Origin of the sequence: Streptomyces alboniger, from assembly GCF_008704395.1 — a bacterium.
Classification (GTDB): Bacteria; Actinomycetota; Actinomycetes; order Streptomycetales; family Streptomycetaceae; genus Streptomyces; species Streptomyces alboniger.
In genome coordinates, this window is record NZ_CP023695.1 from 4,783,977 (window position 1) to 4,810,628 (window position 26,652).

Annotated in this window: 23 protein-coding genes; 17 read left to right on the plus strand and 6 right to left on the minus strand. The window is 71.8% G+C overall.

All coding sequences use genetic code 11. The annotated features are described in order from the left end of the window. The first annotated feature begins 125 nt into the window (after positions 1-125). Positions 126-2,813, plus strand: coding sequence for a cell division protein PerM (locus CP975_RS36395; protein WP_150477231.1), 2,688 nt, complete (start codon positions 126-128; stop codon positions 2,811-2,813). Between the two features lie 159 nt (positions 2,814-2,972). Here CP975_RS36395 and CP975_RS21475 read toward each other — a convergent pair whose 3' ends face one another. After that, complete coding sequence (locus tag CP975_RS21475; protein ID WP_246201584.1) at positions 2,973-3,776, minus strand: hypothetical protein; 804 nt, start codon at positions 3,774-3,776, stop codon at positions 2,973-2,975. Positions 3,777-4,030: 254 nt separating this feature from the next. Here CP975_RS21475 and purN point away from each other — a divergent pair, with 254 nt between their 5' ends. Further along, positions 4,031-4,684 (plus strand): phosphoribosylglycinamide formyltransferase, encoded by a 654-nt coding sequence (gene purN, locus CP975_RS21480; protein ID WP_425474266.1) that lies wholly within the window; start codon positions 4,031-4,033, stop codon positions 4,682-4,684. Between the two features lie 26 nt (positions 4,685-4,710). Next, positions 4,711-6,306, plus strand: a complete 1,596-nt coding sequence (purH, locus tag CP975_RS21485) for a bifunctional phosphoribosylaminoimidazolecarboxamide formyltransferase/IMP cyclohydrolase (protein ID WP_055536409.1) — start codon at positions 4,711-4,713, stop codon at positions 6,304-6,306. Positions 6,307-6,417: 111 nt separating this feature from the next. Here the strand turns inward: purH and CP975_RS21490 are convergent, their stop codons facing one another. Beyond that, a complete protein-coding gene (locus CP975_RS21490; RefSeq protein WP_055536410.1) occupies positions 6,418-7,044 on the minus strand; it encodes a hypothetical protein in 627 nt (208 codons plus the stop codon). Between the two features lie 243 nt (positions 7,045-7,287). On the opposite strand from CP975_RS21490, the gene CP975_RS21495 reads away from it, so the two are divergent. From CP975_RS21495 to CP975_RS21520, 6 genes are all read left to right on the plus strand, one after another. Next, a complete protein-coding gene (locus CP975_RS21495; protein ID WP_055536411.1) occupies positions 7,288-8,148 on the plus strand; it encodes a bifunctional methylenetetrahydrofolate dehydrogenase/methenyltetrahydrofolate cyclohydrolase in 861 nt (286 codons plus the stop codon). A 36-nt stretch (positions 8,149-8,184) separates the two neighbouring features. Further along, the gene (locus CP975_RS21500) at positions 8,185-8,781 is read left to right on the plus strand and encodes a DUF3017 domain-containing protein (RefSeq protein WP_150477233.1); all 597 of its coding nucleotides are present in this window, start codon (positions 8,185-8,187) and stop codon (positions 8,779-8,781) included. Positions 8,782-9,020: 239 nt separating this feature from the next. Further along, a complete protein-coding gene (locus CP975_RS21505) occupies positions 9,021-10,202 on the plus strand; it encodes a sensor histidine kinase (RefSeq protein WP_150477234.1) in 1,182 nt (393 codons plus the stop codon). Further along, positions 10,186-10,896, plus strand: a complete 711-nt coding sequence (locus CP975_RS21510; RefSeq protein ID WP_150477235.1) for a response regulator — start codon at positions 10,186-10,188, stop codon at positions 10,894-10,896. Before CP975_RS21505 ends, CP975_RS21510 begins: the two co-directional genes overlap by 17 nt. A gap of 372 nt (positions 10,897-11,268) precedes the next feature. Further along, complete coding sequence (locus tag CP975_RS21515) at positions 11,269-12,429, plus strand: XRE family transcriptional regulator (protein WP_150477236.1); 1,161 nt, start codon at positions 11,269-11,271, stop codon at positions 12,427-12,429. Between the two features lie 367 nt (positions 12,430-12,796). Continuing rightward, complete coding sequence (locus CP975_RS21520) at positions 12,797-13,786, plus strand: malate dehydrogenase (protein WP_055532486.1); 990 nt, start codon at positions 12,797-12,799, stop codon at positions 13,784-13,786. A gap of 108 nt (positions 13,787-13,894) precedes the next feature. Here the strand turns inward: CP975_RS21520 and CP975_RS21525 are convergent, their stop codons facing one another. Further along, positions 13,895-15,295, minus strand: coding sequence for an MFS transporter (locus CP975_RS21525; RefSeq protein ID WP_055532484.1), 1,401 nt, complete (start codon positions 15,293-15,295; stop codon positions 13,895-13,897). Between the two features lie 91 nt (positions 15,296-15,386). Here CP975_RS21525 and CP975_RS21530 point away from each other — a divergent pair, with 91 nt between their 5' ends. From CP975_RS21530 to CP975_RS21565, 8 genes are all read left to right on the plus strand, one after another. Then, entirely contained in the window at positions 15,387-16,361 is a 975-nt protein-coding gene (locus tag CP975_RS21530) for a LysR family transcriptional regulator (protein ID WP_150477237.1), read from the plus strand. Positions 16,362-16,426: 65 nt separating this feature from the next. After that, positions 16,427-16,672, plus strand: coding sequence for a helix-turn-helix transcriptional regulator (locus CP975_RS21535; RefSeq protein WP_030779490.1), 246 nt, complete (start codon positions 16,427-16,429; stop codon positions 16,670-16,672). Next, a complete protein-coding gene (locus CP975_RS21540; protein WP_055532480.1) occupies positions 16,672-17,226 on the plus strand; it encodes a hypothetical protein in 555 nt (184 codons plus the stop codon). The genes CP975_RS21535 and CP975_RS21540 overlap by 1 nt, the downstream gene beginning before the upstream one ends. Before the next feature lie 365 nt (positions 17,227-17,591). Next, on the plus strand, positions 17,592-19,121 hold the full coding sequence (locus CP975_RS21545; protein WP_150477238.1) for an aldehyde dehydrogenase family protein: 1,530 nt from the start codon (positions 17,592-17,594) through the stop codon (positions 19,119-19,121). 64 nt (positions 19,122-19,185) lie between these two features. Beyond that, positions 19,186-20,733 (plus strand): GMC family oxidoreductase, encoded by a 1,548-nt coding sequence (locus CP975_RS21550; protein ID WP_055532478.1) that lies wholly within the window; start codon positions 19,186-19,188, stop codon positions 20,731-20,733. Continuing rightward, positions 20,730-21,839 (plus strand): quaternary amine ABC transporter ATP-binding protein, encoded by a 1,110-nt coding sequence (locus tag CP975_RS21555; RefSeq protein ID WP_055532477.1) that lies wholly within the window; start codon positions 20,730-20,732, stop codon positions 21,837-21,839. Before CP975_RS21550 ends, CP975_RS21555 begins: the two co-directional genes overlap by 4 nt. Further along, on the plus strand, positions 21,839-23,809 hold the full coding sequence (locus CP975_RS21560; protein WP_055532476.1) for an ABC transporter permease: 1,971 nt from the start codon (positions 21,839-21,841) through the stop codon (positions 23,807-23,809). The genes CP975_RS21555 and CP975_RS21560 overlap by 1 nt, the downstream gene beginning before the upstream one ends. Position 23,810: 1 nt before the next feature. After that, positions 23,811-24,776, plus strand: coding sequence for an ABC transporter substrate-binding protein (locus tag CP975_RS21565; RefSeq protein WP_055532475.1), 966 nt, complete (start codon positions 23,811-23,813; stop codon positions 24,774-24,776). A 135-nt stretch (positions 24,777-24,911) separates the two neighbouring features. On the opposite strand, the gene CP975_RS21570 is transcribed toward CP975_RS21565, so the two are convergent. The 3 genes from CP975_RS21570 to CP975_RS21580 are packed head-to-tail and all read right to left on the minus strand — an operon-like array spanning position 24,912 to position 26,610. Beyond that, complete coding sequence (locus CP975_RS21570; RefSeq protein ID WP_055532490.1) at positions 24,912-25,640, minus strand: isocitrate lyase/PEP mutase family protein; 729 nt, start codon at positions 25,638-25,640, stop codon at positions 24,912-24,914. Next, a complete protein-coding gene (locus CP975_RS21575; protein ID WP_055532474.1) occupies positions 25,637-26,083 on the minus strand; it encodes a carboxymuconolactone decarboxylase family protein in 447 nt (148 codons plus the stop codon). Before CP975_RS21575 ends, CP975_RS21570 begins: the two co-directional genes overlap by 4 nt. Further along, positions 26,080-26,610 carry a carboxymuconolactone decarboxylase family protein gene (locus CP975_RS21580; protein WP_055532488.1) on the minus strand — a complete coding sequence of 177 codons (531 nt, stop codon included), beginning with the start codon at positions 26,608-26,610 and terminating at the stop codon, positions 26,080-26,082. The genes CP975_RS21575 and CP975_RS21580 overlap by 4 nt, the downstream gene beginning before the upstream one ends. Positions 26,611-26,652 lie beyond the last annotated feature (42 nt).

Sequence of the window (26,652 nt, forward strand, 5' to 3'; positions counted from 1 at the left end):
CGTGCGGCGGGCGGCCGGGCGCAGCCGATCCGCCGTACGAAAAAGTACATAAACGTATATTGAGCGACACATCCGATATTCGCCTGTTACGGGAAGAAAGCGCGTGTCGTTGGCAGCATGGCCGGGTGACCCAGACGACCGATCACAGCGCCTCGCCGCCGCCGTTGCTGTCGCGTGAACGCACCCGTGAACGTTCTCCCGGCCTCGCCACCTGCCTGGCGGGCGGGGCCGTGGCGGCGGGCCTCGGCCTCGGCTCGCTCGCCGTCCTGGTGATCGTCCTGTGGATCAGCTCGCCGTACCCGGACAGCGGTCCCGACGGGGCGCTGCACGTCGCGGCGGCGCTGTGGCTGCTCGCGCACGGCACGGACCTGATCAGGACGGACACGCTCGCGGGGCCGCCCGCGCCGGTCGGGGTGACGCCGCTGCTCCTCACCCTCCTGCCCGGCTGGCTCGTGTACCGCGCGGCGCGGGACGCGACGGCTCCCGAGGAGCGGGGGCTTCCGGCACGGACCGTCTGGTGCGGGGTGGTGAGCGGTTATCTGCTGGTCGGCACCGCGGCGGCGCTGTACGCGACGGGCGGCGAACTGCGCCCCGACCTGCTCGGCGCGGCGATCCACGTGCCGGCGCTGGCGGCCGGGGCGGCGGCGCTCGGGGTGTGGGCGGCGTACGGCCACCCGCGCGGGCCGCTCCCGCACTTCCTGCGGCCCGCGCTCGCCGTGCTGCCCCGAGGGGTACGGGCTCACTGCGTACGAGGAGCATTCGTGCGAGGCAGGACTCTGGCCGTCGCGCGGGCGGGGGTGAGCGGGGCGGCGGTGCTCGTCGTGGGCGGCGCGCTGCTGGTCGCGGTGTCGCTCGTGCTGCACATGGGGCCCGTACGGGAGTCGTTCGCTCAGGTCACCGACGTGTGGTCGGGGCGGTTCGCGGTGCTGCTGCTGACGCTCGCGCTGATGCCGAACGCGGGGGTGTGGGGCGCGGCGTACGGCCTCGGCCCCGGCTTCGTACTCGGCACGGGAAGCGTGGTGAGCCCCCTCGCGGCGGACGCGGTACCGCTGCTTCCGCCGTTCCCGCTGTTCGCGGCGGTGCCATCGGCGGGGCCGGGTTCGCCGCTCACGTGGGCGGCCGGGGCGGTGCCGGTCGCCGCGGGCCTCGCGGTGGCCTGGCGCACGGTCCAACTGGCGGCACCCGCCTTCGGGGAACGGGAGGATGCCTGGTCACCGGGGAGGACCGCCGCGGGCGCGGCGGTGGCGGCGGTGCTGTGCGGGGCGACGACGGCGGCCCTCGCGGCACTGGCGGGCGGCCCGATGGGCGCGGCGGTACTGGCCGACTTCGGCCCCGTGTGGTGGCAGACGGGCGCGGCGGCACTGGCATGGACCGCGGTGGTGGGCGTGCCGGGGGCGTTGGCGATGCGGGGGTGGCGGGTGCGTTCACGGGCGGGGTCGCGGTTCCTGGCGAGGGCGCGGTGCCTGGCAGGGACGCCCCAGGCGGGGGTGCCTGGCCCCGCGTCCGGGCCGCCCGACGCGGGGAACGTCTCCGGACGTGCGGGGGCCGGGGCGCGGGGGGCGTTGGGCCTGCGGGGCTGGCGGTTGCGGGCGGGGACGCCCGGGGTGGTGGACGGTCCTGGGGCCGAGGCGGGGGCGCCTCCCGGGGGTACGGGCCGAGTCCCGGGTGAGCACGGGCCCGTGGACGGGTTGCGTGAGGTGGGGTTGTTCCCCGGGGCTGCTGCCGGCCGAGACGCGGGCCGGGGTGGGGCTGAGGCTGGGTTGCCTGATGTGGGGGCGTCTCTTGGGGGTGTGTACGGAGGTTCGGGTGAGTTCGGGTCTGTGGTCGGGCCGTCTGATGCGGGTGGGTCTTCGCGTGTGGGGCGTCGGGGGTCGGGTGGGTTTGACTCCGAGGCGGGGCTGTTTGGCGTGAGTGAGTCGCCCGGCGGTGGCGGCCGAGCTTTGGGTGGGTCGGGGGCTGAGGCTGGGTTGTCCGAGGTGGGGTTGTTCCCTGGGGCTGCTGCCGGCCTAGTCGCGGGCCGGGGTGGGGCTGAAGCTGAGGCTGAGGTGTCTGATGTGGGGGCGTCTTTTGGGGGTGTGTACGGAGCTTCGGGTGAGGTCGGGTCCGTGGGCGGGCCGTCTGATGCCGATGTGTCCCCTCGCGCCGGGCGTAGGGCCTCGGATGGGGCTGAGACCGAGGCCGGGGTACCCGACGCGGAGGCGGCCGCCGGTGCCGCGTCACTGTCTCCGCGGCGAGGGCTGCTGCCGCGGCCCGGAGCGGCGAGCGGCGAGCGGCCGCGCCGAGGACTGCCCCGCGTCAGGCTCCCCTGGCGAGCCTCGGATCCCGCGGACACTCCGCCGTCCCCGGAGCCCCCCGCGGATACCCCGCCGTCCCCGGAGACCCCCGCGGTGTCACTGCCCCCGGAACCCTCCGCGAAGTCACTGCCCCCGGAACCCTCCGCCGAGTCACCGTCCCTGGAACCCCCCGCCACCTCACCATCCCCAAAACCTCCTGCGGAGCCGACCGCCTCGCCGTTCCCTGAACCGCCCGAACCCCCCCTAGCGCCTGGCGCACGCCTCGCCCCGGAACCCCCCGCGGCCGGAGCGGCATCGCCACCTTCAGACGCCCCGACAGCCCCGACAGCCCCGACCCCCGACCCCACCCCACCCGACTTCGAGCCGTACGCCTTCCTCCCGGAGAAGCCGAAGCCCCCGCGCGCCAAGCGTTCCGACACTCCGTACGACGACGAGACCCCCTGGCACGACGACGCGTTCCGCGAGGCCCGCTGGCGTGCCCTGAAGGAGGCGGGGGAGCGGCCGCCCGAGTCGCCCTGAAGGCCCGGCGGGTTGGCAGACAGGCAGACAGCCAGGCTCGCCCCGCTCAAGCCGAGCGGCCGCCCGCCCGGACGCACCCCACCCCCCCAACGCAAAAGACCCGCCCCCCCCCGCGTCGCGGAGTGGGGCGGGCCCGAGTCGAAGGGGCCGGAGGGCGCGCTAGTCCTCTTCGCCCAGAAGTGGACGCAACTGCTTCGGCAGCAGTTCCTCGCACGACTGCTTCGACGTGCTGGTGAGCGCGTCGTCCACGCACGTGTAGTAATCCCGGTACACCAGCTGCGCCGTGAACGTCCCCGCCACCATCAGCAGCGCCAGCGCCCCCGTGACCAGGCCACTGATCGCGGCCGTCGTCTGCGGCCGAGTGGTCGCGGGCGCCTGCGGCGCGCCGCCCGGGGCGGTGGCGGCCGGGGCGGTGGCGGCCGGGGCGGTGGCGGCCGGGGCGGTGGCGGCCGGTGCCGTCGGGTCCGGCGTACGCGGCTTCGCGCGCAGCGACTGGATGGCCCAGTTCAGCGCGAGCGCGCCGAGCAGCAGTGCGACGTACCGCCAGCCGAACAGCGCGAAGAAGAAGGCCCACATGCCCGAGAGCAGGGCGTAGCGCGCACGGCGCTGGGCCGGGTCCGTCGGGTCCCAGCGCAGGCCACCGCCGGAACCGGAGGGGCCGTCCTGGCCGGGGCCGCCCTGCTGGCGCGGCCGCTCGCCGAAACCGCCCGGGGAACGGCCGGGCTGCCGGTCGCTCCACTGGCTGCCCCAGGGGGAACCGTGGCCCTCACCGGAGCCGTCGGGCGCGGGCGAGGAGCCGTCCGAGGGGCGCGGCTGCCACGGCCGGTCCGGCGTCCCCTCCGGCGGCGGCGCGAAGGGGTTGTCGTCGTCCTTGCCCGTTCCCTGGGAGCCCGCGCCCCGGGACTCCGGTCCCTGGGAGTCGGAGTCCTGCGGTGGAGACGAAGGGCGGCTACGGTCCGGCATCAGGTGTGCGTCTTCCCCTTGGTAGGGCCGTGGAGGAGCCGTCGCGCGGCTCGGCAACTCGGCGTGCTTCGGTATTCAGGGCGCCTTCTCCACCAGACGCTACCTCTAGGCCGCGCCCCCGTCCCGTGAGGGGCGGTTCCGGGTGCCGGTATCGTTGCTGGCGGTCGGCCGCTTCGTAGAGTTCCCCGTATCGCGGGGCACGAAGCCTTCGTACGACCGTACAAAGACGCACCTTCCGAGAAAGGGCCCCAGCCGTGGCCGAAAGCTCTGTGGCCGAGAGCGCTGTGGTCGCGCGCCCCAAGCGACTCGTCGTACTGGTCTCCGGGTCGGGCACGAACCTCCAGGCCCTGATCGACACCATCCGCGCCGAGGGGCCGCGGGCCTACGGGGCCGAGATCGTCGCCGTCGGCGCCGACCGCGACGGCATCGCCGGTCTGGAGCGCGCCGAGCGCGCCGGGATCCCGACCTTTGTCTGCCGGGTGAAGGGCCACGAGACCCGTGACGAGTGGGACGCGGCCCTCGCGGCCGCGACCGTCGCCTACGAGCCCGACCTGGTGGTCTCCGCCGGGTTCATGAAGATCGTGGGGAAGGAGTTCCTCGCGCGCTTCGGCGGGCGGTTCGTGAACACGCACCCCGCGCTGCTGCCCAGTTTTCCGGGGGCCCACGGCGCGCGCGACGCACTCGCGTACGGCGTGAAGGTCACCGGCTGCACCGTCCACTTCGTCGACGACGGCGTCGACACCGGCCCGATCATCGCCCAGGGCGTGGTCGAGGTCCGGGACGAGGACGACGAGAGCGCTCTGCACGAGCGCATCAAGGAAGTCGAGCGCACGCTGCTCGTCGATGTCGTGGGGCGTCTGGCCCGGCACGGCTACCGCATTGAGGGACGAAAGGTTCTTATCCCGTGACCGCCGAAGCTAGGAACGCCGAAGCTATGAACGCTGACCACTCGAACGGCACGCAGCGCCCCGTCAAGCGCGCGCTCGTCAGCGTCTACGACAAGACCGGCCTGGAAGAGCTCGCGCGCGGGCTGCACGAGGCGGGTGTCGAGCTGGTCTCCACCGGCTCGACCGCCGCGCGGATCGCCGCCGCCGGGGTGCCCGTCACCAAGGTCGAGGAGCTGACCGGCTTCCCCGAGTGCCTCGACGGCCGGGTCAAGACCCTGCACCCGAAGGTCCACGCGGGCATCCTCGCCGACCTGCGCCTGGCGGACCACCGCGACCAGCTCGCCGAGCTGGGCGTGGAGCCCTTCCAGCTCGTCGTCGTGAACCTCTACCCCTTCAAGGAGACCGTCGCCTCGGGCGCCACTCCCGACGAGTGCGTCGAGCAGATCGACATCGGCGGCCCCTCCATGGTCCGCGCCGCCGCCAAGAACCACCCCTCCGTCGCGGTCGTCACCGACCCGAAGCGGTACGCCGACGTCCTCACGGCGGTCAAGGCGGGCGGCTTCGACCTGACCGCGCGCAAGCGGCTCGCGGGAGAAGCGTTCCAGCACACGGCCGCGTACGACGTTGCGGTGGCGAGCTGGTTCGCGGATGCCCGCGGCGGAGCCGCTGATGAACACAGCGCCGCCGACGACGACAGCGGCCTCCCCGGCTTCCTCGGCGCGACGTACGAGCGCAAGAACGTCCTCCGTTACGGCGAGAACCCGCACCAGGGTGCCGCCCTGTACGTCGACGGCACGGGCGGCCTGGCGGAGGCCGAGCAGCTGCACGGCAAGGAGATGTCGTACAACAACTTCACGGACACGGACGCCGCGCGCCGTGCCGCGTACGACCACGACGAGCCCTGTGTCGCGATCATCAAGCACGCCAACCCGTGCGGCATCGCGATCGGCGCGACCGTCGCCGAGGCGCACCGCAAGGCGCACGCCTGCGACCCGCTCTCCGCGTTCGGCGGCGTCATCGCGGTGAACCGCCCGGTCAGCAAGGAGATGGCGGAGCAGGTCGCCGACATCTTCACCGAGGTCATCGTGGCGCCGGAGTTCGAGGACGGGGCTCTCGACGTCCTCACCAAGAAGAAGAACATCCGTGTGCTGCGCGCCCACCGGGCGCCGTCGAACCCCGTCGAGGTCAAGCAGATCGACGGCGGCGCCCTGCTCCAGGTCACCGACCGCCTCCAGGCCGACGGCGACAACCCGGCCAACTGGACGCTGGCCACGGGCGACGCGCTCAACCCGGGCGAGCTGGCCGAGCTGGCCTTCGCCTGGAAGGCGTGCCGCGCGGTGAAGTCCAACGCCATCCTGCTCGCCAAGGACGGCGCCTCGGTCGGCGTCGGCATGGGCCAGGTCAACCGCGTCGACTCCGCGAAGCTCGCCGTCGAGCGGGCCGGCGAGGAGCGGGCGCACGGCTCCTACGCCGCTTCCGACGCGTTCTTCCCCTTCCCCGACGGCCTGGAGATCCTGACCGCCGCGGGCGTCAAGGCCGTGGTCCAGCCGGGCGGTTCGGTCCGCGACGAGCTGGTCGTCGAGGCCGCGAAGAAGGCGGGCGTCACGATGTACTTCACGGGGACGCGCCACTTCTTCCACTGAGCGGCCCCGAGGTACGGATGAGCGGTACCTGACGTACGTACGACAGTGGCCGCGTCCTTCCTCCGGGAAGGGCGCGGCCACCGTCAGTGCCCCCGGGCGGGGCCAAGTCGCTCAGTAGCGCGGGCGGTTGAACCACGCGGTGCCGCTGGGGACGACCGGGGCCATCGTGATGATGACGGCGAAGACGACCCAGATCAGCGGGCCGATGACCGCGGTGGCCAGACCGGAGTCCAGGCCGATGAAGAGGTAGATGAGGCCGAAGACGCCGCCGAGCGCGCCGTAGATCACCGTGGTGATGCGCACGCCCTGGCCGCCCCGGCTGAACTTCACGCCGAGCGTGATCGACAGCGTGGCGAGGGCCGCGCAGATGAGCGCGAAGACCACGAAGATGCCGGCGGCCGCGTCACCGAAGTCGCCCGCGCTGTTGAACCCGAACTCGTCGGCGCTGTCCGAGACGTCGTTCGCGACAGCGGCGCCGTAAAGGAAGCCGATCGCGCTCAGGATCTGCACCGCCGAGATCAGGAACAGGAAGACACGCGCGGTGACCAGGAGACCCGGCATCGACTGCTGCATCATGTTGCCGCCCGGGTAGCCGGGGTAGGCCGGCTGCTGCGGGTAGCCGTAGCCCTGCTGCGGCGGGACGCCGGGCGGGGCCTGCTGGGGGTAGCCGTAACCGGGAGCGGGCGGCGGCTGCTGGGGCGGCTGCCCGTAGGGGTTGTTCGGGTCGCCGTAACTCATGGCGGTCTTCCTCCGTCGGATAGTGCGGGGACGACGCGGCACATCACGGAGGAATGTTCTACAGATGCGGTCCGTCCCCCCGACACTGCCCGCGGCACTGTGCGCTTATCGTTCTTTAGCTGTGGCTTATTTGTCCAGCCGCATTCCGTATGTGTTGTGCAAGTGCAACCTCGCTGATCAGCGGGCGGACCGCCGGGGCGCCCTGATTGGTACCGGGCGGGCCTCATCCGGGAAGATGGAGTCATGACCGCCCAGATTCTCGATGGCAAGGCCACCGCAGCCGCGATCAAGTCCGAACTGACCGCCCGCGTGGCGGCCCTGAAGGAGAAGGGCGTCACGCCCGGACTCGGTACCGTCCTGGTCGGCGACGACCCGGGCAGCCAGAAGTACGTCGCGGGCAAGCACCGCGACTGCGCGCAGGTCGGCATCGCCTCCATCCAGCGCGAACTGCCCGCCACCGCCTCGCAGGAGGAGATCGAGGCCGTCGTCCGCGAGCTGAACGACGACCCGTCCTGCACCGGCTACATCGTCCAGCTCCCGCTGCCCAAGGGCATCGACGAGAACCGCGTCCTGGAACTCATGGACCCGGACAAGGACGCCGACGGCCTGCACCCGATGAACCTCGGCCGCCTCGTCCTCAACGAGCCGGCGCCGCTGCCCTGCACCCCCTACGGCATCATCCGGCTGCTGCGGCAGCACGACGTGGAGATCAAGGGTGCCGAGGTCGTGGTCGTGGGCCGCGGCGTGACCATCGGCCGGCCCATGCCGCTCCTGCTCACCCGCAAGTCCGAGAACGCGACCGTCACGCAGTGCCACACCGGCACCCGTGACCTGGCCGCGCACCTGAAGCGGGCCGACATCATCGTGGCCGCCGCGGGCGTCCCGCACCTCATCAAGCCCGAGGACGTGAAGCCCGGCGCCGCCGTCCTGGACGTCGGTGTCTCGCGCGACGAGAGCGGCAAGATCGTCGGAGACGTCCACCCCGGCGTCGCCGAGGTCGCCGGATGGATCTCCCCGAACCCGGGCGGTGTCGGCCCGATGACCCGCGCCCAGCTCCTGGTGAACGTCGTCGAGGCCGCCGAGCGCATCGCCGCCGCGAGCTGACCCGGAGCGGGCCGATGGGAGAGGGGCGAGCAGCTCATGAACGCAGAACCTGAGCCGGGGGCCGAGCCGGTCGCGGAGGGGGCGGGGGTCGCGGGGGCGGTGGGGTCCTCCCCCGGGCCCTCGGGGTCCTCGGGGTCCTCCGGGTCTACGGAGGTCCAGGAGGCCCCGCAGACCCCGGAGACCTTGGAGACCGTGGAGGCCAAGGGCGCGGTCAGCGCGCCGGGCCCGGACGGGCAGCCGCGGAAGGTCTCGCGCCGCTTCCCGCTGTTCACCCGGGACACGGCACGCCCCGAGGGCGGCGGCCGCGCGGCCTCCGGTGACGCGCCCGCGCCCGCCAGGCAGTGGCCGCTGCTGAGCGTCGCCTCCGTGGTCGGGCTCGGCCTGCTGCTCACCGCGCTCGACGTGTTCCGTGTCGGCACGATGCTGGTCGGCATCGCGCTCGTCGGCGGCGCCGTGCTGCGGTGGGCGCTGCCGGACGTGGGCATGCTGGCGGTGCGCTCGCGCTTCACGGACATGGTCACGTATGGAGCGCTCGGCCTCGCCATCGTGCTCCTGGCGATGATGGCGCAGCCGAATCCGTGGCTGGAGATCCCGTTCCTCGACGACACGCTGCACTTCACGATCGACAGCTAGGGCCTGTCCGGCGGGCCGCGGCACGACCCGCCGGGCCGCCGGTGGCAGGTGGCCCGCCCTCCCCCGAAGGGACGGGCCACCGCTGGTCGACGACGCTACGCGGCGCCCCGCCGGGTGGTCGTCCCCCGACCGGATGGCATCCGGCTGCTCCCGCGGTGGTAGTCGCGCGGTTCCTGCAACTTCCGCGGTACTTCGGATGGTTGACGTTCCCTCGCTCGCGCTAGGGCTACGCTGCGGCGATGCGGATCCGCCCCCTCGTCGTCGACGCGCTCATCGCGGTCGCCCTCACCGCGGTGGCCGTGCTCCTCGGCCAGGAATCCGCACAACAGGGCTGGCCCGAACTCGACGCCGCCGGATATGCGCTGGTGGCGCTGGTCAATCTGCCCGCGGTGCTGCGCGGCAAGGCGCCGTTCGCCGTATTCCTCTTCGTCCACAGCGTGTGGATCGTCTACGTCACGGCCGGCTACTGGCCCGTCCTCAACACCTTCGCGCCCATGCTCGCCGTCTACACGGTCGCGTCGCTGCGGCCCACCCGCGTCTCCCTGCCCTGCGCGGCACTGATGGGCGCCGTGTGGATCTACGCGGGTCTGCTCACGGAGGGCGCGGGCATGGCGGCCGTCGTCGCGCAGGCCACCGGCTTCCCGCTGGTGCTGTGGCGTTTCGGGTACGCGGCCCGCCGGACGGCCGAACTGGCCCGCCAGCTCAAGCGGGAGCAGGACGAGCGGGCCCGGCGTGAGGTCGCCGAGGAGCGCGGCAGGATCGCGCGAGAGCTGCACGACGTGGTCGCCCACCACATGTCGGTGATATCCGTGCAGGCGGGCCTCGCCACGTTCGTCTTCGGCTCGGACCCCGCCACCGCGCGCGCCGCGCTCGGCACCATCGCGGGGACCAGCGGCGAGGCCCTCGAAGAACTGCGCCGCATGCTGCGGGTGCTGCGGGCGGAGGAGACCGAAGGGGAGGGGGCGGGCGGGGTAGGAGGGGACGGGCCGGAGGCGCCCATGCCGGGGCTTGCCCGCCTGGAGGAGATGGTCGACCGGGTGCGCGCCGGCGGCGTCCCCGTCGAGCTGCGCGTCACCGGGACCCCGCGTCCGCTCGCCCCCGGTATCGAACTGTGCGCGTACCGCGTGGTGCAGGAGGCCCTGACGAACGTACTGAAACACGCCCACGGCGCCTCGTCGGCCGTCGAACTCGCCTACCGGGAACGGCACATCGAGGTTTCGGTCAGCAACGACGGACAGGGAGCCATTCAGGACAGAGTGCGAACCGGCAGCGGCCACGGCTTGATTGGGATGCGGGAGCGGGCCAAGCTCTACGGCGGGACGATCAGCATCGGCCCGCTGAGCGAGGGGGGATTCGCCGTGCGTCTCACCCTGCCGACCTCGGCGCAGGCCGCGGCTCGGGGGGATGACGGGGCGGAATGACCGGATGACCGGATCCATCAGGGTACTTGTCGTCGACGATCAGTTCCTCATCCGCGCGGGGCTGGTCGGGCTGCTGCGCGCCGCGCCCGGCATCGAGGTCGTCGGCGAGGCGGGAGACGGGGACGAGGCCGTCGAACTCGCCGCCCGCACCCGGCCCGACGTCATCCTCATGGACATCCGGATGCCGGGCATGAACGGCATCGCGGCCACCACGGAGATCCTCGCCCACGCGCCCGAACCGGCGCCGCGCGTTCTGGTGCTGACCACCTTCGACCTCGACGAGTACGTGTACGGGGCGCTGCGCGCGGGCGCCTCCGGGTTCCTGCTCAAGGACTCCGGGCCCGAGCGGCTGCTGGCCGCGGTGGCGGCCGTCGGCTGCGGCGACGCGCTCTTCGCGCCCAGCGTGACGCGCCGCCTCGTCGAGGCGTTCGCGCGACAGACGGCGGGACCCGGCGGGTGCGACGATGAACCGCTGCCCGATCTCGCCGCGCTGACCCTGCGCGAGGTCGAGGTCCTGAAGCTGATCGCCCGCGGTCTGACCAACGCGGACATCGCCGAGCGGCTCTACATCAGCGAGGCCACCGTGAAGACGCACCTCAACCGCACGATGAGCAAGCTCGGCCTGGACAGCAGGGCGCAGGCGGTCGTGGTGGCGTACGAGACGGGTCTCGTCAGGCCGGGGGCCCCGGGCTGATCGTGCCGGGAGGCGTGGGAGGCGTGGGAGACGGCGCCCGTCCTCTCCCCCGTGGGAGGACGGGCGCCGCCGTTCAGGAGGGTGTTTCCTGCTGGAATCTCCCGATGTAAGCGGTCCGTTCCGCTTGGGATCCAGAGTCATGGACGCGCCAATCACGTTCAAGGGATGGCCGGTCCCTGTGGCACGGAGGTGACCATTCCGCAACGGTGTTCGTGCCCTGCAACGAGCCTGGTCCGATGTCTGTGACGGAGCGTGCGCGGCGGTGGGACACTGTTGCCCGGACCGTGTCCCCACTCCGGGAACTGACATCCTGGCTCCGCGCATCCCTGTGGGTGGGCAGGACAGGCACGTACGGCGGAAATAGGGGGAATGATGCCTCGTTGGAAGGCGCTGCCGGACGAGCTCGACCCGGAGGTCAAGGAGTTCGCCGGTCAGTTGCGCAGGCTCGTGGACCACAGTGGTCTGAGCATCGCGGCGGTCTCGGACCGGACCGGCTACAGCAAGACGTCGTGGGAGCGCTATCTGAACGGGCGGCTCCTCGCCCCGAAGGGCGCGGTCGTCGCGCTGGCCGAGGTCACGGGCACGCAGCCGGTGCATCTCATCACCATGTGGGAGCTGGCTGAGCGGGCCTGGAGCCGGTCCGAGATGCGGCACGACATGACCATGCAGGCGATACGGATCTCGCAGGCCCGTGCGGCACTGGGAGAACTGGGCACCTCCCCCTCCTCTCCGCCCCCCGCTTCCGCTTCCGCTTCCTCTTCGTCTTCCCTCGCTTCTTCGCCTCCTTCGGCTTCCCCGGCCGCTCCGCCGTCCTCCGGGCCGAAGTCGAAGTCGAAGGTGAAGGCGAAGGCGCGCAACGGCTCCGGGGGTGTCGGCAGCCTGACGGGCGTGGCGGGGCCCGCAGGCGTCTCGCCCACCGTGCCGCCGCAGGCCCCGCAGGCCCCGCAGGCCCCGCCGTCCTACGGGACGGCGGCTTCCTCTCCGTACGGCGACGCGTCCGGGGCGCCGCCGGCCGGCTCGCCCGACAGGCAGCGGCGACGGCGGAAGCTGACGATGTTCCTCGCGGGTGTGGTCGGGGCGCTCGTCGTCATCGCGGCGGCGGTCTTCCTCACCGACCTGGGCGGCGGTGGCAAGGAGAAGGACGAGACCAAGCCGACCGTGGCGCCGTCCACGAGCGAGACGGACCTGCCCGCCGGGGTGGAGTGCAGCGGCGCGGACTGCGCGGGCAAGGACCCCGAGAACATGGGGTGCGGCGGGGAGCTGGCGAAGACGGCCTCGCGGGCCACGGTCGGCAGGACGCTGATCGAGGTGCGCTACAGCAAGACGTGCGGGGCCGCGTGGGCGCGCATCACCCAGGCGACGCCGGGTGACAAGGTCACGATCACGGGGTCGGGCAAGGGCGCATCGGCCAAGCAGAACGGCACGGTGAACGAGGACTTCGACGCGTATACGCCGATGGTGGCGGTCAAGGCGGGGACCACGGCCAAGGCCTGTGCGGCGCTGGTCTCGGGCGAGACGGGCTGTACGGAGTAGGCGCGGCGCGGCTGAAAAAAGTGGGCGTCGGGAGTGCATGACCCCGTCAGGGCAGGGCAGGCGCACCGTACCCCCACGGGAGTGGTCACACCCCCACGGCGGCCGTCACTCTCCTCTCCCGAGGTGACGGCCGCCCCCCTATGGCAGGTGGGGGAGGGCTGTGGGCCGGGCCACAGCAGACCCGGCGCTCAAGGTCGGCCGGGGCGCGATAGCCTGACGGCGGATCTCTCTTGATGCCAAGAGATCGATCATCGAGAGGCGATCGAGGACTCGAAGAGGCGTCGGCGGGGATCCAGGAAAAAGGGGATCCAGTACACCAGTACGAGGGACAGGGAACCCCACCGCCAGCTGTCTTACGGAGATCGCCATGACCCGCACTCCCGTGAATGTCACCGTCACCGGCGCGGCCGGCCAGATCGGCTACGCGCTGCTCTTCCGCATCGCCTCGGGCCACCTGCTCGGCGCTGACGTGCCGGTCAACCTGCGCCTTCTTGAGATCACGCCGGCGCTGAAGGCCGCCGAGGGCACCGCCATGGAGCTCGACGACTGTGCCTTCCCGCTGCTGAACTCGATCGAGATCAGCGACGACCCGAACGTCGCCTTCGACGGCGCCAACGTCGCCCTCCTCGTCGGCGCCCGCCCCCGCACCAAGGGCATGGAGCGCGGCGACCTCCTGGAGGCCAACGGCGGCATCTTCAAGCCGCAGGGCAAGGCCATCAACGACAACGCCGCGGACGACATCAAGGTCCTCGTCGTCGGCAACCCCGCCAACACCAACGCGCTCATCGCGCAGGCCGCCGCCCCGGACGTACCGGCCGAGCGCTTCACCGCGATGACCCGTCTGGACCACAACCGCGCCCTGTCGCAGCTGGCGAAGAAGACCGGCTCGTCGGTCTCCGACATCAAGCGTCTGACCATCTGGGGCAACCACTCGGCCACCCAGTACCCGGACATCTTCCACGCGGAGATCGCCGGCAAGAACGCCGCCGACGTCGTGAGCGACCAGACCTGGCTCGCCGACGAGTTCATCCCGACCGTCGCCAAGCGCGGCGCCGCGATCATCGAGGCCCGTGGCGCCTCGTCGGCCGCCTCCGCCGCCAACGCCGCCATCGACCACGTCCACACGTGGGTGAACGGCACGGCCGCGGGCGACTGGACCTCCATGGGCATCCCGTCGGACGGTTCGTACGGCGTTCCGGAGGGGCTCATCTCCTCCTTCCCCGTCACCACCAAGGACGGCAAGTACGAGATCGTCCAGGGCCTGGAGATCAACGAGTTCTCGCGTGCGCGCATCGACGCCTCCGTCAAGGAGCTGGCCGAGGAGCGCGAGGCCGTGCGCGGTCTCGGCCTCATCTGAGATCAGGCCTGATCCGAGACCGGGCCTGATCCGAGACCGGTCGTACCCCTCGCGGGGTGTTCCGCCCCCGGCAGCCGCTCACCGCGGCCGCCGGGGGCGGTTCTGTCTTCACCGGCCCTTGCCGTAGCCCGCCGTGACCAGCGCCGCCGCGGCGACCACCACCAGCGCCACCACGCGCAGCGCCGTCGCCATGCCGTCCGTGAAGCCCGCCGAGGTGTGCGAGGCCAGCGTCGTCCCGGTGACGGCCACGCCGAGCGCGGCGCCCACCTCGCGTGCCGAGGTGCTGAGTCCGGAGCCGAGTCCCGCCTGGCGTGCCGGGAGCGAGCCGACGACGCTGAGCGTGAGCACGGGCATGCACAGGCCGGTGCCCGCCGAGATGACCAGCAGCCAGCACGCGTACACCGCGTAGGGCGTCGACGCCCCCGCCGTGGACGCGCCGAGCAGGCCGAGGCCGATCAGGAGCAGCCCGCCGCCCGCCAAGGGCCGGGGCCGGCCCGACCAGCGCGCGGCGAGCCGGGGGACCAGCGCCATGCCGACCGTGAGCGGGATGATGGCGAGGCCCGCGCGGGCGGCGCCGTACCCCTTCACGTACTGGAGGTACTGCGAGTTGACGTAGAAGAGCGAGAAGAGCCCGAAGAAGCTCGCGGCCGTTCCGAGGGTCGCCGCGCGCAGCCGCCGGGAGGCGAAGACCCGCGGGTCGAAGAGCGGGGCGCGCGAGCGCAGCGCGTGGACGACGAAGAGTGCGACGAGTGCGGCGCCCGCGGCGAAGGCGGCCAGGATCCGGGCGGACGTCCAGCCGTACAGCGGGCTCTCGATGATGCCGAAGAGCAGCGCGAAGAGGCCGCCGGTCAGCAGGAGCGTGCCGACGGGGTCCAGGGCGGGGGCCTGGGCGGCCTTGTCCGTCCGCGGAGTCGTGCGGGCCACCGCCAGCGCGAGGAGCGCGGTGAGCGGGACCACCGCCCAGAACAGCGCGTGCCAGGACAGGTACTGGCCGACGAGACCGCCGCCCACGTTGCCCGCGAGCCCGCCGAGGCCCGCGGCGAGCGTCCAGGAGGCGAGCGCGCGCGGCCGGTGTTCCGGTGGTGCGACGCGCATCAGGATGGACAGGGTCGCGGGCATGATCAGCGCGGCTCCCGCACCGGAGACGCCCCGCCCCGCGATCAGCACCGCGGGAGAGGCGGCGAGGGCGCTGAGCGTGGCCCCGGCGGCGAACAGCCCGAGGCCGCAGAGCAGCGCGCCCTTGCGGCCGTACCGGTCGCCGAGCGCGCCGGCCGGGATGAGGAGCCCCGCGAAGACGATGACGTACGCGTCGACCGTCCACAGGATTTCGCTGGCAGAGGGCTGGAGCGAGGACGAAGTCAGCTGTGGGACAAGGAGGTTGATGGCGGCGACCATGCCCTGCGCGACGAGGACGCAGGCGCAGAGGGCCAGCAGGGTCGAACGCCTGAGGGGCGGTGGGGCCGCCGGGGTGGTGGCCGGTCGGGTCGGTGTGCGGGCAGGCGAGAGCAAGGCTCCTCCTGGGGAGCGTCGTGGTTGGGATGTGCTGCCACCGTAGGCTCGGTTCCGACTTGCTTTCCAGTGCAACTTTCGCAAGGGATGAATGCGTGTGACGCAATCGCAAAGGCCGGCAGGGGGAGAGGCGGGGGCCCCGGTGCCCGGCGGGACGGGCCTCGACCTCAATCTGCTGCTCGCCCTCGACGTGCTCCTCGACGAGCAGAGCGTGTCCGGCGCCGCCCGCCGCCTGCACCTCTCGGAGCCCGCGATGAGCCGTACGCTCGGCCGCATCCGCAAGGCCCTGGGTGATCCGATCCTCGTACGGGCCGGGCGGCGGATGGTGCCGACGCCGCACGCGCTTGCGGTGCGGGCGGAGGTCGGCGCGGTCGTGGAGAGGGCCCGCGCGCTCTTCGCCGGGCCCGGCGCCGTCGACCTGCGCACGGTCTCCCGCACCCTGACGATCCTCGGCAACGACGCGCTCGCCGCCGCCTACGGCCCCGCCCTCTTCGCCCGCGCCGCCGAGGAGGCGCCGGGCGTACGGCTCCGCTTCCTCGGCGAGAGCCACCTGGACGCGCCTTTGCTGCGGCAGGGCACCGCCGACCTGGAACTCGGCGTCATCGACACGACCTCGCCCGAGGTGCACGTGGAGCACTTCCGCGACGACCGGATGCTGGGTGTCGTACGGCCCGGACACCCGCTCCTCCAGGGCGAGCTGACGCCGCGTCGGCTGGCCGCGGCCGACCACCTGACCGTCTCGCGCCGGGGGCGGCTCAGTGGTCCGCTGGACGCCGCGCTCGCCGAACTCGGCCTGAGCCGACGGGTGGTGGCCGGCGTCGGGACGTTCGCCGCCTCCCTCTTCATCCTGCTGCGCACGGACCTGGTGGGTCTGGTCACGTCCTGGGCCCGCCCGCCGGCGGACAGGCTCGGCCTGGTCACCTTCGAGATCCCCCTGGACCTGCCGCCGCTGCCGCTGGGCATGGCCTGGCACCCCCGGCACGACGCGGATCCGGCGCACGCGTGGCTGCGGGGGTGTGCGCGGGACCTGCTGGCGGGGGGCGAGCCGGGCGCACCGCCCGCCTGAGCGGCCCCCGGCCCGGCCTCCGGGCACTGTTGCTTACGTACGTATGAATGTAGTACTTCTTATACATGAGCGAGCAAGTGCACAACAGGTTGGCGATGGTGCGCGCCGAGCGGAAGGTGTCGCGTCAGAGCCTGGCCGAGGCAGTGGGGGCCCACTACCAGACCATCGGCTACATCGAGCGGGGGCAGTACAACCCGAGCCTCGACCTCGCGCTGAAGATCGCCAAGTTCTTCGAGCTGCCGGTCGAGGCCGTGTTCTCCCTCGAGCCGTTTCGCCCGCTCACGGATCAGGTTTACGGGAGGAACCAGTGATGACGACCGCCGACCGGCGCCCCATGACAAGCTACGACCGGTGGATGTACCGGCTGATGAACCGCCGCGAGGCCGCGCCGTTCCACGCCACCGCCGCGCGCAGGCGCGCCGTGGTCTGCGCGCACATCGCCCTGACCGCGGCGGGCGTGGCGGTCTGGCTGCTCGCCGTCGTGGGGGACCAGCGCTGGGCGCTGTGGACCATGCTCGGCCTGCTCCTGCCGTGGTGCTTCTCGACCGGTGTCATCAACAGCTCGACGCGCGGCCTGCTCGAACTGCGCGTCCGCGCGCTCGACGAGCGCCAGCGCGCCGAGAAGAACAGGGTGGCCGCCCTCGCCCACCGGGCGATGCTCTGGGTGCTCCTCGCGGCCACTGTCGGCTCGGGTGCCGCCGCTCTCGCCGGGGTGAAGATCGAGGGGCTCGTCTTCTCCGTCCTGTTCACCGTCTTCGTCGTGCACTGGCTGACGCCGCTGTGGGTGGCCGGGCTCACCGTGCGGGACGAGCCGGAGTTCGACGACGACCCCGTCGAGGTCGCGGCGGGCACCGGGGCCGCGTGAGTCGCTCCGGCGACGGCGTCTTGACGGGCACCTGCTCGCCGTAGCGGGAGAAGGCGGTCGTCGTCACCTCGTCGCTGTCGCCGTCGCCGACGCGATCGTCCTCGCCCTTCTCCACCGCCCGGCATCGTCATGGTGCCGGGCGGTTCCCGTCCGCGAGCAGCCCCTCCCGCCCCGTCCTTCTCGTCGCCGTCCGACGAACACGCGGGTACGGTCAGGAGGGCGACGGCACACCAGCACAGCGCGTACGTTTTCACCCCGTGTGCCCGCACGCACAGTGACACAGCGCACTTTCAGCCACCGGATGCGCATGCTTTTCCCGCCTGCGGGCAGGTGCACCCGGCTACCGCGAGTGACAGGCGGGGCATATGACAGGAACGGAAGGCAAACGGGACGTGTCCGCACAACAGACCATCCATGTGGGCGGAGAGTGGCTGAGCGCCGCCTCCGGCGCCACCCGCGAGATCCTCGACCCCGCGGACGCCAAGCCGTTCGCGCTGATCGCCGAGGGCGGGACCGAGGACGCGGACGCGGCCATCGCCGCCGCCCGCAAGGCCTTCGACGAAGGACCGTGGCCGCACACGCCCGTCGCCGAGCGTGCCGCACTGCTGCGCAGGGTCGCCGACCTCCTCGTGCGCGACCGCGAGGAGATCGGCCTGCTGGAGAGCCGCGACGCGGGCAAGACCCTCGAAGAGGGCCGCGTCGACGTGGACTGCGTCGTCGATGCCTTCCGTTACTTCGCCGACCTGGCCATCGGCGAGGGCGCCGGGCGCGTCGTCGACGCCGGCTCCGACGACATCCACAGCGTCGTCGTGCACGAGCCCGTCGGCGTCTGCTCGATGATCACGCCCTGGAACTACCCCCTCCTCCAGGCCAGCTGGAAGATCGCCCCCGCGCTCGCCGCCGGCAACACCTTCGTCATCAAGCCCAGCGAGGTCACCCCGCTGACGACGGTCGCGCTCATCGACCTCCTCGTCGAGGCCGGTCTGCCCGCCGGTGTCGCCAACATCGTCACCGGCCCCGGGCACACCGTCGGCGCCCGCCTCGCCGACCACCCCGACGTCGACCTGGTCTCCTTCACCGGCGGCCTCGTCTCCGGCACCAAGGTCGCCCAGGCCGCCGCGCTCGGCGTGAAGAAGGTCGCCCTGGAGCTGGGAGGCAAGAACCCGAACGTCGTCTTCGCCGACGCCTGCGCCACCGAAGAGGGCTTCGACACCGCCGTCGACCAGGCGCTCAACGCCGCCTTCATCCACAGCGGGCAGGTCTGCTCCGCCGGTGGCCGCCTCATCATCGAGGAGTCCGTGCGGGAACGTTTCGTCGCCGAACTGGCCCGCAGGGCCCAGAAGATCAAGCTCGGTCGCGGCACCGAGGACGGTGTCGAGTGCGGGCCGCTCGTCTCGGCGCAGCAGCGCGAGAAGACCGAGATGTACGTCGCCTCGGCCCTGGAGGAGGGCGCCGTGCTCCGCTGCGGCGGCAAGCGCCCCGAGCCGACCGACGCCAGGCCCGCCACCGGCTACTTCTACGAGCCCACCGTGCTCGACCAGTGCCACCGCGAGATGAAGGTCGTCCGCGAGGAGGTCTTCGGACCCGTCCTGACCGTCGAGACCTTCCGCACCGAGGACGAGGCCGTCGCGCTCGCCAACGACACCGAGTACGGCCTCGCGGGCGGCGTGTGGACCAGCGACGCGGGACGCGGCCGCCGCATGGCCCGCCGCATGCGCCACGGCACCGTCTGGATCAACGACTTCCACCCCTACCTTCCGCAGGCGGAGTGGGGCGGCTTCGGCAAGAGCGGCGTGGGACGCGAGCTGGGCCCCGCGGGCCTCGCCGAGTACCGCGAGTCCAAGCACATCTACCAGAACCTCGCGCCGCAGCCGGTCCGCTGGTTCGCGGGCTGACGCCCGCCGGCCCCTTACGCGCAAGCACCTTGCACGACCTCGCAGGAAGAGGAGTAGCTACCCCATGGCTGAAACCCCCCAGGCCGCAACCGAGTACGACTACGTCATCGTCGGCGGCGGCACGGCGGGCTCGGTGATCGCATCCCGCCTCACCGAGAACCCTGACATCACCGTCGCCGTCATCGAGGGCGGTCCCAGCGACATCGACCGCGAGGACGTCCTCACGCTCCGCCGCTGGCTCGGCCTGCTCGGCGGTGACCTCGACTACGGCTACACCACCACGGAGCAGCCGCGCGGCAACTCCCACATCCTGCACAGCCGTGCCAAGGTGCTCGGCGGCTGCTCGTCGCACAACACCCTGATCTCCTTCAAGCCGCTGCCGTCCGACTGGGACGAGTGGGAGGAGGCCGGGGCCACCGGCTGGAACGCCAAGGCCATGGACCCCTACTTCGGCAAGCTGCGCAACAACATCGTGCGCGTCGCCAAGAAGGACCAGAACCAGATCGCCACCGACTGGGTCGAGGCGACGAAGACCGCCCTCGGCGTCCCGGAGATCGTCGGCTTCAACGACCAGCCCTTCGACGAGGGCGTCGGCTTCTTCGACCTCGCCTACCACCCGGAGAACAACAAGCGCTCCTCCGCGTCGGTCGCCTACCTCCACCCCCACATGGAGGCCGGCGACCGCCCGAACCTCCACCTGTTCCTGGAGACCTGGGCCACCAGGCTGGAGCTGGAAGGCAAGACCGCGCGCGGTGTCCACGTGCGGATGAAGGACAGCGAGGAGTCGCTGCTGACCGCCCGCCGCGAGGTGCTCGTCTGCGCCGGCGCCGTCGACACGCCGCGGCTGCTCATGCACTCGGGCATCGGCCCGAAGAAGGACCTCGAAGCGCTCGGCATCCCCGTCGTGCACGACCTGCCGGGCGTCGGTGAGAACCTCATCGACCACCCGGAGTCGGTCATCGTCTGGGAGACCGACGGGCCGATCCCCGGCAACTCCGCGATGGACTCGGACGCCGGTCTGTTCGTGAAGCGGGACCCGGACCACAAGGGCCCGGACCTGATGTTCCACTTCTACCAGATCCCGTTCACGGACAACCCGGAGCGCCTCGGATACGAACGTCCCGAGCACGGTGTGTCGATGACGCCGAACATCCCCAAGTCCCGTGCGCGCGGTCGCCTCTACCTCACGTCGGCCGACCCCGAGGTCAAGCCGGCGCTGGACTTCAAGTACTTCGAGGATGAGGGCGACTACGACGGGCAGACCCTCGTCGACGGCATCAAGCTGGCCCGCAAGGTCGCGCAGGCCGAGCCGTTCAAGAAGTGGCTCAAGCGCGAGGTCTTCCCCGGCCCCGAGGTCACCGACGACGCCGAGATCAGCGAGCTGGTGCGCAAGGCCGCCCACACCGTGTACCACCCGGCGGGGACCTGCCGAATGGGCGCTTCCCATGATGAACTCGCCGTGGTCGACCCGGAGTTGAAGATCCGGGGCATGGCAGGAATCCGTATCGCGGACGCATCCGTCTTCCCGACGATGCCCGCCGTGAACCCGATGATCGGAGTACTCATGGTCGGGGAGAAATGTGCCGAGATCCTTGGTGGTGACGGCCGATGAGCGAAGCCACCATGACGACCGAGGACCAGGCCGCGGCGCCCGCCGACGGGCCCGTGTTCGCCGTCAAGAACCTCTGGAAGGTCTTCGGCCCCCGGGCCGAGCGAATACCGCACGACACCTCGCTGCACGGCCTGAGCCCCGCCGAACTGCGTGAGCAGACCGGCTGCACGGCCGCCGTGCGGGATGTGTCCTTCGAGGTCAACAAGGGCGAGGTCTTCGTCGTCATGGGCCTGTCGGGGTCCGGCAAGTCCACCCTCGTACGCTGTCTGACCCGGCTCATCGAGCCGACCTCCGGCGCCATCGCCATCGACGGCGAGGACGTCCTCGCCATGGACAGGGCCCGCCTGCGCGAACTGCGCCGCCACCGCGCCTCCATGGTCTTCCAGCACTTCGGCCTGCTGCCGCACCGCTCCGTCCTCGACAACGTCGCGTACGGCCTGGAGATCCAGGGCGTCGGCAAGGCCGAGCGGCGCGCCAAGGCCCTCGAAGTCGTCAAGAAGGTCGGCCTCGAAGGCCTTGAGCAGCGCAAGCCGGGACAGCTCTCCGGTGGTCAGCAGCAGCGCGTGGGCCTGGCCCGCGCCCTCGCCGTCGACCCCGAAGTCCTGTTGTTCGACGAGCCGTTCAGCGCGCTCGACCCGCTGATCCGCCGTGACATGCAGGAGGAGGTCGTCCGCCTGCACCGTGAAGAGGGCCGCACGATGGTCTTCATCACCCACGACCTCAGCGAGGCCCTCAAGCTCGGCGACCGCATCGCCCTGATGCGCGACGGCCGCGTCGTCCAGTGCGGCACCCCCGAGGAGATCGTCGGCTCCCCGGCCGACGAGTACGTCCGCGACTTCGTACGCGATGTCGCGCGCGCCGACGTGATGAGCGTGCGCAGCGCCATGCGCCCCGCCGAGGCCGACGAGGAGAGCCGCGGCGCGGCCCTCGCGCCCGACGCCAAGGTCTCCGAGGCCATCGAGGCCGTCGCCCGCACCGGTTTCCCCGTGCGCGTCATGGACGGCAAGCGGTGCCTCGGCGTGGTCGACCACGCCGGGCTGCTCGGTGTCGTCGCCGGCACCGCCGCAACGCCAACCGTCCCCGGCCAGGGCGGGGTGGTCGCCTGATGGCCACAGCCACCGCATCGAGTCCCGTACGGGACACCGGAATCGGCGCGCTCCTGCGTCACCGCGCCATCGGCAAGCTCCTGCTGCTCGCCGTCGCCGCGGCGGTTCTCGTGCCGATCGTCAACGCCAAGTGGGCCTCCGGCGCCTGGCCGGACGCGCTCACCGTCGACCTGACCGAACCGCTGGGCAGGACCAGCGACTGGATCATCGACAACCGCGACAGCCACCCGCTGTTCATCTACTTCTTCGGGCACGTCAGCAACGCCATCGTGCTCTCCGTGCGCGGCGTCTACCTCGTGCTGCTCGCCGCCGGCTGGGCCGGCGTGACCGTCGCCGCCGGGCTCGTCGCCTGGCGCGTGGCGGGCGTCAAGCTCGCCGTCACCGCGTCCGCCGCGTTCGCCGTGTGCGGGCTCCTCGGCATGTGGGTGCCGACCATGCAGACGCTCGCCCTGATGATCGTCGCGGTTATCGCCTCGGTCGTGCTCGGTCTGCTCCTCGGCCTCGCGGGCGGCCTCAACGACCGCGTCTTCCGCATCCTGCGCCCGGTCCTCGACACCATGCAGGTGCTGCCCGCCTACGCCTACCTGCTGCCGTTCGCGCTCGTCTTCGGCATGGGCGTCCCCGCGGCCATCATCGCCACGGTCGTGTACGCCGCCCCGCCCATGGCCCGCCTCACGGCGCTCGGCCTGCGCGGCGCCGACGGCGGCGTCATGGAGGCCGTGACCTCGCTCGGCGCGACCGGCCGCCAGCGGCTGTTCTCCGCGCGTCTGCCGCTGGCCCGCAAGGAACTCCTGCTCGGCGTCAACCAGACGATCATGATGGCGCTCTCGATGGCCGTCATCGCCTCGGTGATCGGCGCGGGCGGCCTCGGCGACCGCGTCTACCAGGCGCTCTCGTCCGTCGACGTCGGCCAGGCGCTCGCCGCCGGCATCCCGATCGTGCTGCTCGCCGTGGTCCTGGACCGTGTGACGGGCGCCGCGGGCGAACGCATGGGGGCGCCTGCCGCCGGGTCCGCCTCGCCGCTGCGCGGCTGGCGCGGCTGGTCCCTCGTGGCCGCCGTGACGGTCGTGGCCGCGCTCGCCGCCCGCTTCGCGGACCGCGTCGACTGGCCGACCGGCTGGGTCGTCAACATCGCCCCGCCGGTGAACACCGCCAAGGAGTGGATGGTCGACCACATCTACACCGGTGTGCCCGTCGTCGGCGGCACCGCCGACTGGGCGTCGCACTTCACCACGTGGATCCTCAACCCCGCCCGCGACGGCCTCCAGGGCCTTCCCTGGTGGTCGGTCCTGCTGATCGTCGCCGCGCTCGCCTGGCTGATCGGCACCTGGCAGACCGCGCTGACCGCCGTCGCCGCGATGGGCGCGATCGGTGTCCTCGGCGTGTGGAACAAGTCCCTCGACACGCTCGCGCAGGTCATCGCCGGTGTCGCCGTGACGCTCGTCCTCGGCTTCGCGGTCGGCATCGCGGCCTCACGCAGCAAGCGCTTCGAGCGGATGCTCCGCCCGGTGCTCGACGTCTTCCAGACGATGCCGCAGTTCGTCTACCTCATCCCGGTCGTCGCCCTCTTCGGCGTCGGCCGCGCCCCCGCGGTCGCCGCCGCCGTCGTCTACGCGCTGCCCGCCGTCGTCCGCATCACGACGCAGGGCCTGCGCCAGGTCGACGCCGCCGCGATGGAGTCCTCCCGTTCGCTGGGCGCCACCGGCTGGCAGCAGCTGCGCAAGGTCCAGCTGCCACTGGCCCGCCCGGCCCTCATGCTCGCCCTCAACCAGGGCGTCGTCCTGGTGCTCGCCGTCGTCGTCATCGGCGGCCTGGTCGGCGGTGGCGCGCTCGGCTACGACGTCGTGTTCGGCATCGCGCAGGGCGACCTGGCGACGGGTCTGGTGGCCGGTGTGGCAATCGTCTGCCTCGGCCTGATGCTCGACCGGGTCACGCAGCCCACGGAGCGCCGCACGAAGAAGGGTGCGTGACATGCGAGTTCGTACGCGTGTGATCAGCGCCGTCACGGCGGGCGGCGCGCTCCTCGCGCTGTCCGGCTGTGGCGCCGCCGACATGACCAAGCAGTCCTCGCCGTACGCGAACGCCGCGGGGGCCAGGACGGTGACCCTCTCGGTCCAGTCCTGGGTCGGCGCGCAGGCGGACGTCGCCGTCGCCGAGTACCTGCTCAAGAACGAGCTGGGCTACCGCGTCGACAAGGTCCAGATCGACGAGGTGCCCGCCTGGGACGCCCTCAGCCAGGGCCGCGTCGACGCGATCATGGAGGACTGGGGCCACCCCGAGCAGGAGCAGCGGTACGTCAAGGACAAGAAGACGATCGTCTCCGGCGGCGACGTCGGCGTGACCGGGCACATCGGCTGGTACGTCCCCACGTACTTCGCCAAGAAGCACCCGGACGTCACCGACTGGAAGAACCTCAACAAGTACGCCGACCGGTTCCGCACCTCCGAGAGCGGCGGCAAGGGCCAGCTCATGGACGGCTCCCCGTCGTACGTGACGAACGACAAGGCCCTGGTGCAGAACCTGGACCTGGACTACGAGGTCGTCTTCGCGGGGTCCGAGGCGGCGCAGATCACCCAGATCGAGCAGTTCGCCAAGCAGCAGAAGCCCTTCCTCACCTACTGGTACAAGCCGCAGTGGCTGTTCAAGAAGGTGCCGATGACGGAGGTGAAGCTGCCCGAGTACAAGGAGGGCTGCGACGCCGACCCGGCCAAGATCAAGTGCGCGTATCCGCACACGCCGCTCAAGAAGTACCTCAACGCGGACTTCGCCAAGAAGGGCGGCGACGCCGCGAAGTTCCTGAAGAACTTCACGTGGTCGGAGGAGGACCAGAACGAGGTCTCCCTCATGATCGCGGACAAGAAGATGTCCCCCGAGGACGCGGCGAAGGCGTGGGTGGACAAGAACGAATCGAAGTGGAAGGGCTGGCTTCCCAAGTAGCCGCTCCTCCCGTTGTGGGCAGGCGTGCCCCAGGGCGATGGGGGTCTCCCCTGGTCGAGCGGAGCCGAGAGCTTGGGGAAGGGTGGGCACAACGCACCGGTGCCGGGCGCCTTTTGAAGGGGCGCCCGGCACGGTTCAGACCAGCTCGTCGGCGATGTCCCGCAGGGCGCCCAGGCTCCGGTGGAGCAGACCGGGCCCGAAGGTGACCCGGGTCGCACCGAGCTTCCCCAGCTCCTGAGGCGAGGGCCCGCCCGCCCGGACGACCGCGTTGAGCGGCCCGTCGATGCCCGCCCGCAGCGCGGGAAGCTGCTCGGGCGGCGCCAGGATCGGGTAGACGCAGTCCGCGCCCGCCGCCATGTACAGGCGGGCCCGCTCGATCGCCGCCCCCGGCTCCGGGACGCCCGCGAGGAACGTATCCACACGCGCGTTGACGAAGAGGCTCCCACCCGCGGCGCCCCGCACCTCCGCGAGGAAGTCGGCCTGCTCGGCGGGGTCCCTGAGCGTGTGCGGGCCACCCGGCCCCTTGTAGGAGTCCTCCAGGTTGCAGCCGACCGCGCCGGTCTCCAGGAGCCGCTCCACCAGCTCCTTCGGGGCGAGGCCGTAACCGGCCTCGATGTCCGCGCTCACGGGCACCGAGACGGACCGGACGATCCGCGCGACCGCCGCGAACATCTCCGTGGGCGGCACCTGCTCGTCCTCGTACCCGAGGGAGAGCGCGATCCCCGCGCTCGGCGTGGCCAGCGCGGGGCTCCCCGCCTCCTCGAACACCCGCGCGCTCGCCGCGTCCCACGGCCCCGGCAGGATCAGCGGGTCACCGGGCGCGCGGCCGTGGTGCAGGGCGCGCAGGGTGCCGACGGGGCTCACCACGCCTGAGCGCCCGGCTCGACGCGGCGGCTCACCATCAGCCGGTTCCAGCTGTTGATGACGGCGATCAGACCGATGAGATGGGCGAGTTCGGCCTCGTCGAAGTGCGCGGCGGCCGCCTCGTACACGTCGTCCGGTACGAAGTCGTCGGTCAGCACGGTGACGGCCTCGGTCAGGGCGAGCGCGGCACGCTCGCGCTCGCTGAAGAGCGGCCCGGCCTCCTGCCAGGCGTTGAGGAGCGTCACACGCTTCGGGGTCTCCCCGTTCTTGAGGGCGATCTCCACATGCATGTCGAGACAGAACGCGCACGCGTTGATCTGCGAGGCCCGCATCATCACCAGCTCGGCGAGGACCGGATCGCCGAGCCCCTTCTTGGCGGCGGCGCTCAGCGCGGCCATCGCGCCGCCGACGGCCTTGTCCAAGTACTGCGTACGAGCGCTCACTTGAGGTCCCCGGCCTTGTAGTGGCCCGGCACCTGGCGGGTCGTGACGCCGAAGCGGTTCCACGCGTTGATGACGGTGATCGCGGCGATCAGCTGGGTCAGCTCAGCCTCGTCGAAGTGCGCGGCCGCCCGCTCGTACACGTCGTCCGGCACGAAGCCCTCGGTGAGGACGGTGACCGCCTCGGTCAGTTCGATCGCGGCGACCTCCTGGGCCGTGTAGAAGTGCCGCGACTCCTCCCACGCGCTGAGCTGGACGATCCGCTCGACGCTCTCGCCCGCGGCGAGCGCGTCCTTGGTGTGCATGTCCAGGCAGAGGGCGCAGCGGTTGATCTGCGAGGCGCGGATCTTCACCAGCTCGTAGATCACCGGGTCGAGACCCTTACGGGCCGCCGCGTCGAGTCTGATCATGGCCTTGAAGACCTCGGGGGCGTGCGTCGCCCAGGCGAGGCGGGGCGTGTGCTCGTGGACGTACTCCTTGGCGGGGGCGTTTTCGGATGTGTTCTCAGGGGCGGTCTCGTTCGTCGTCATGCCATCGACCCTACGGACGGAGTAGCCCACGGGTATGGTCCA

What these genes read in the sequence shown, in the direction of transcription:
- CP975_RS21550 (WP_055532478.1), top strand. Translation starts at nt 19,186, where the DNA reads ATGGCTGAAACCCCCCAGGCCGCAACCGAGTACGACTACGTCATCGTC.
- CP975_RS21560 (WP_055532476.1), top strand. Translation starts at nt 21,839, where the DNA reads ATGGCCACAGCCACCGCATCGAGTCCCGTACGGGACACCGGAATCGGC.
- CP975_RS21495 (WP_055536411.1), top strand. Translation starts at nt 7,288, where the DNA reads ATGACCGCCCAGATTCTCGATGGCAAGGCCACCGCAGCCGCGATCAAG.
- CP975_RS21500 (WP_150477233.1), top strand. Translation starts at nt 8,185, where the DNA reads ATGAACGCAGAACCTGAGCCGGGGGCCGAGCCGGTCGCGGAGGGGGCG.
- CP975_RS21520 (WP_055532486.1), top strand. Translation starts at nt 12,797, where the DNA reads ATGACCCGCACTCCCGTGAATGTCACCGTCACCGGCGCGGCCGGCCAG.
- CP975_RS21505 (WP_150477234.1), top strand. Translation starts at nt 9,021, where the DNA reads ATGCGGATCCGCCCCCTCGTCGTCGACGCGCTCATCGCGGTCGCCCTC.
- CP975_RS21515 (WP_150477236.1), top strand. Translation starts at nt 11,269, where the DNA reads ATGCCTCGTTGGAAGGCGCTGCCGGACGAGCTCGACCCGGAGGTCAAG.
- CP975_RS21540 (WP_055532480.1), top strand. Translation starts at nt 16,672, where the DNA reads ATGACGACCGCCGACCGGCGCCCCATGACAAGCTACGACCGGTGGATG.
- CP975_RS21555 (WP_055532477.1), top strand. Translation starts at nt 20,730, where the DNA reads ATGAGCGAAGCCACCATGACGACCGAGGACCAGGCCGCGGCGCCCGCC.
- CP975_RS21530 (WP_150477237.1), top strand. Translation starts at nt 15,387, where the DNA reads ATGCGTGTGACGCAATCGCAAAGGCCGGCAGGGGGAGAGGCGGGGGCC.
- CP975_RS21535 (WP_030779490.1), top strand. Translation starts at nt 16,427, where the DNA reads ATGAGCGAGCAAGTGCACAACAGGTTGGCGATGGTGCGCGCCGAGCGG.
- CP975_RS21580 (WP_055532488.1), bottom strand. Translation starts at nt 26,610, where the DNA reads ATGACGACGAACGAGACCGCCCCTGAGAACACATCCGAAAACGCCCCC.
- CP975_RS21565 (WP_055532475.1), top strand. Translation starts at nt 23,811, where the DNA reads ATGCGAGTTCGTACGCGTGTGATCAGCGCCGTCACGGCGGGCGGCGCG.
- purH (WP_055536409.1), top strand. Translation starts at nt 4,711, where the DNA reads ATGAACGCTGACCACTCGAACGGCACGCAGCGCCCCGTCAAGCGCGCG.
- CP975_RS21490 (WP_055536410.1), bottom strand. Translation starts at nt 7,044, where the DNA reads ATGAGTTACGGCGACCCGAACAACCCCTACGGGCAGCCGCCCCAGCAG.
- CP975_RS21475 (WP_246201584.1), bottom strand. Translation starts at nt 3,776, where the DNA reads ATGCCGGACCGTAGCCGCCCTTCGTCTCCACCGCAGGACTCCGACTCC.
- CP975_RS21510 (WP_150477235.1), top strand. Translation starts at nt 10,186, where the DNA reads ATGACGGGGCGGAATGACCGGATGACCGGATCCATCAGGGTACTTGTC.
- CP975_RS21545 (WP_150477238.1), top strand. Translation starts at nt 17,592, where the DNA reads ATGACAGGAACGGAAGGCAAACGGGACGTGTCCGCACAACAGACCATC.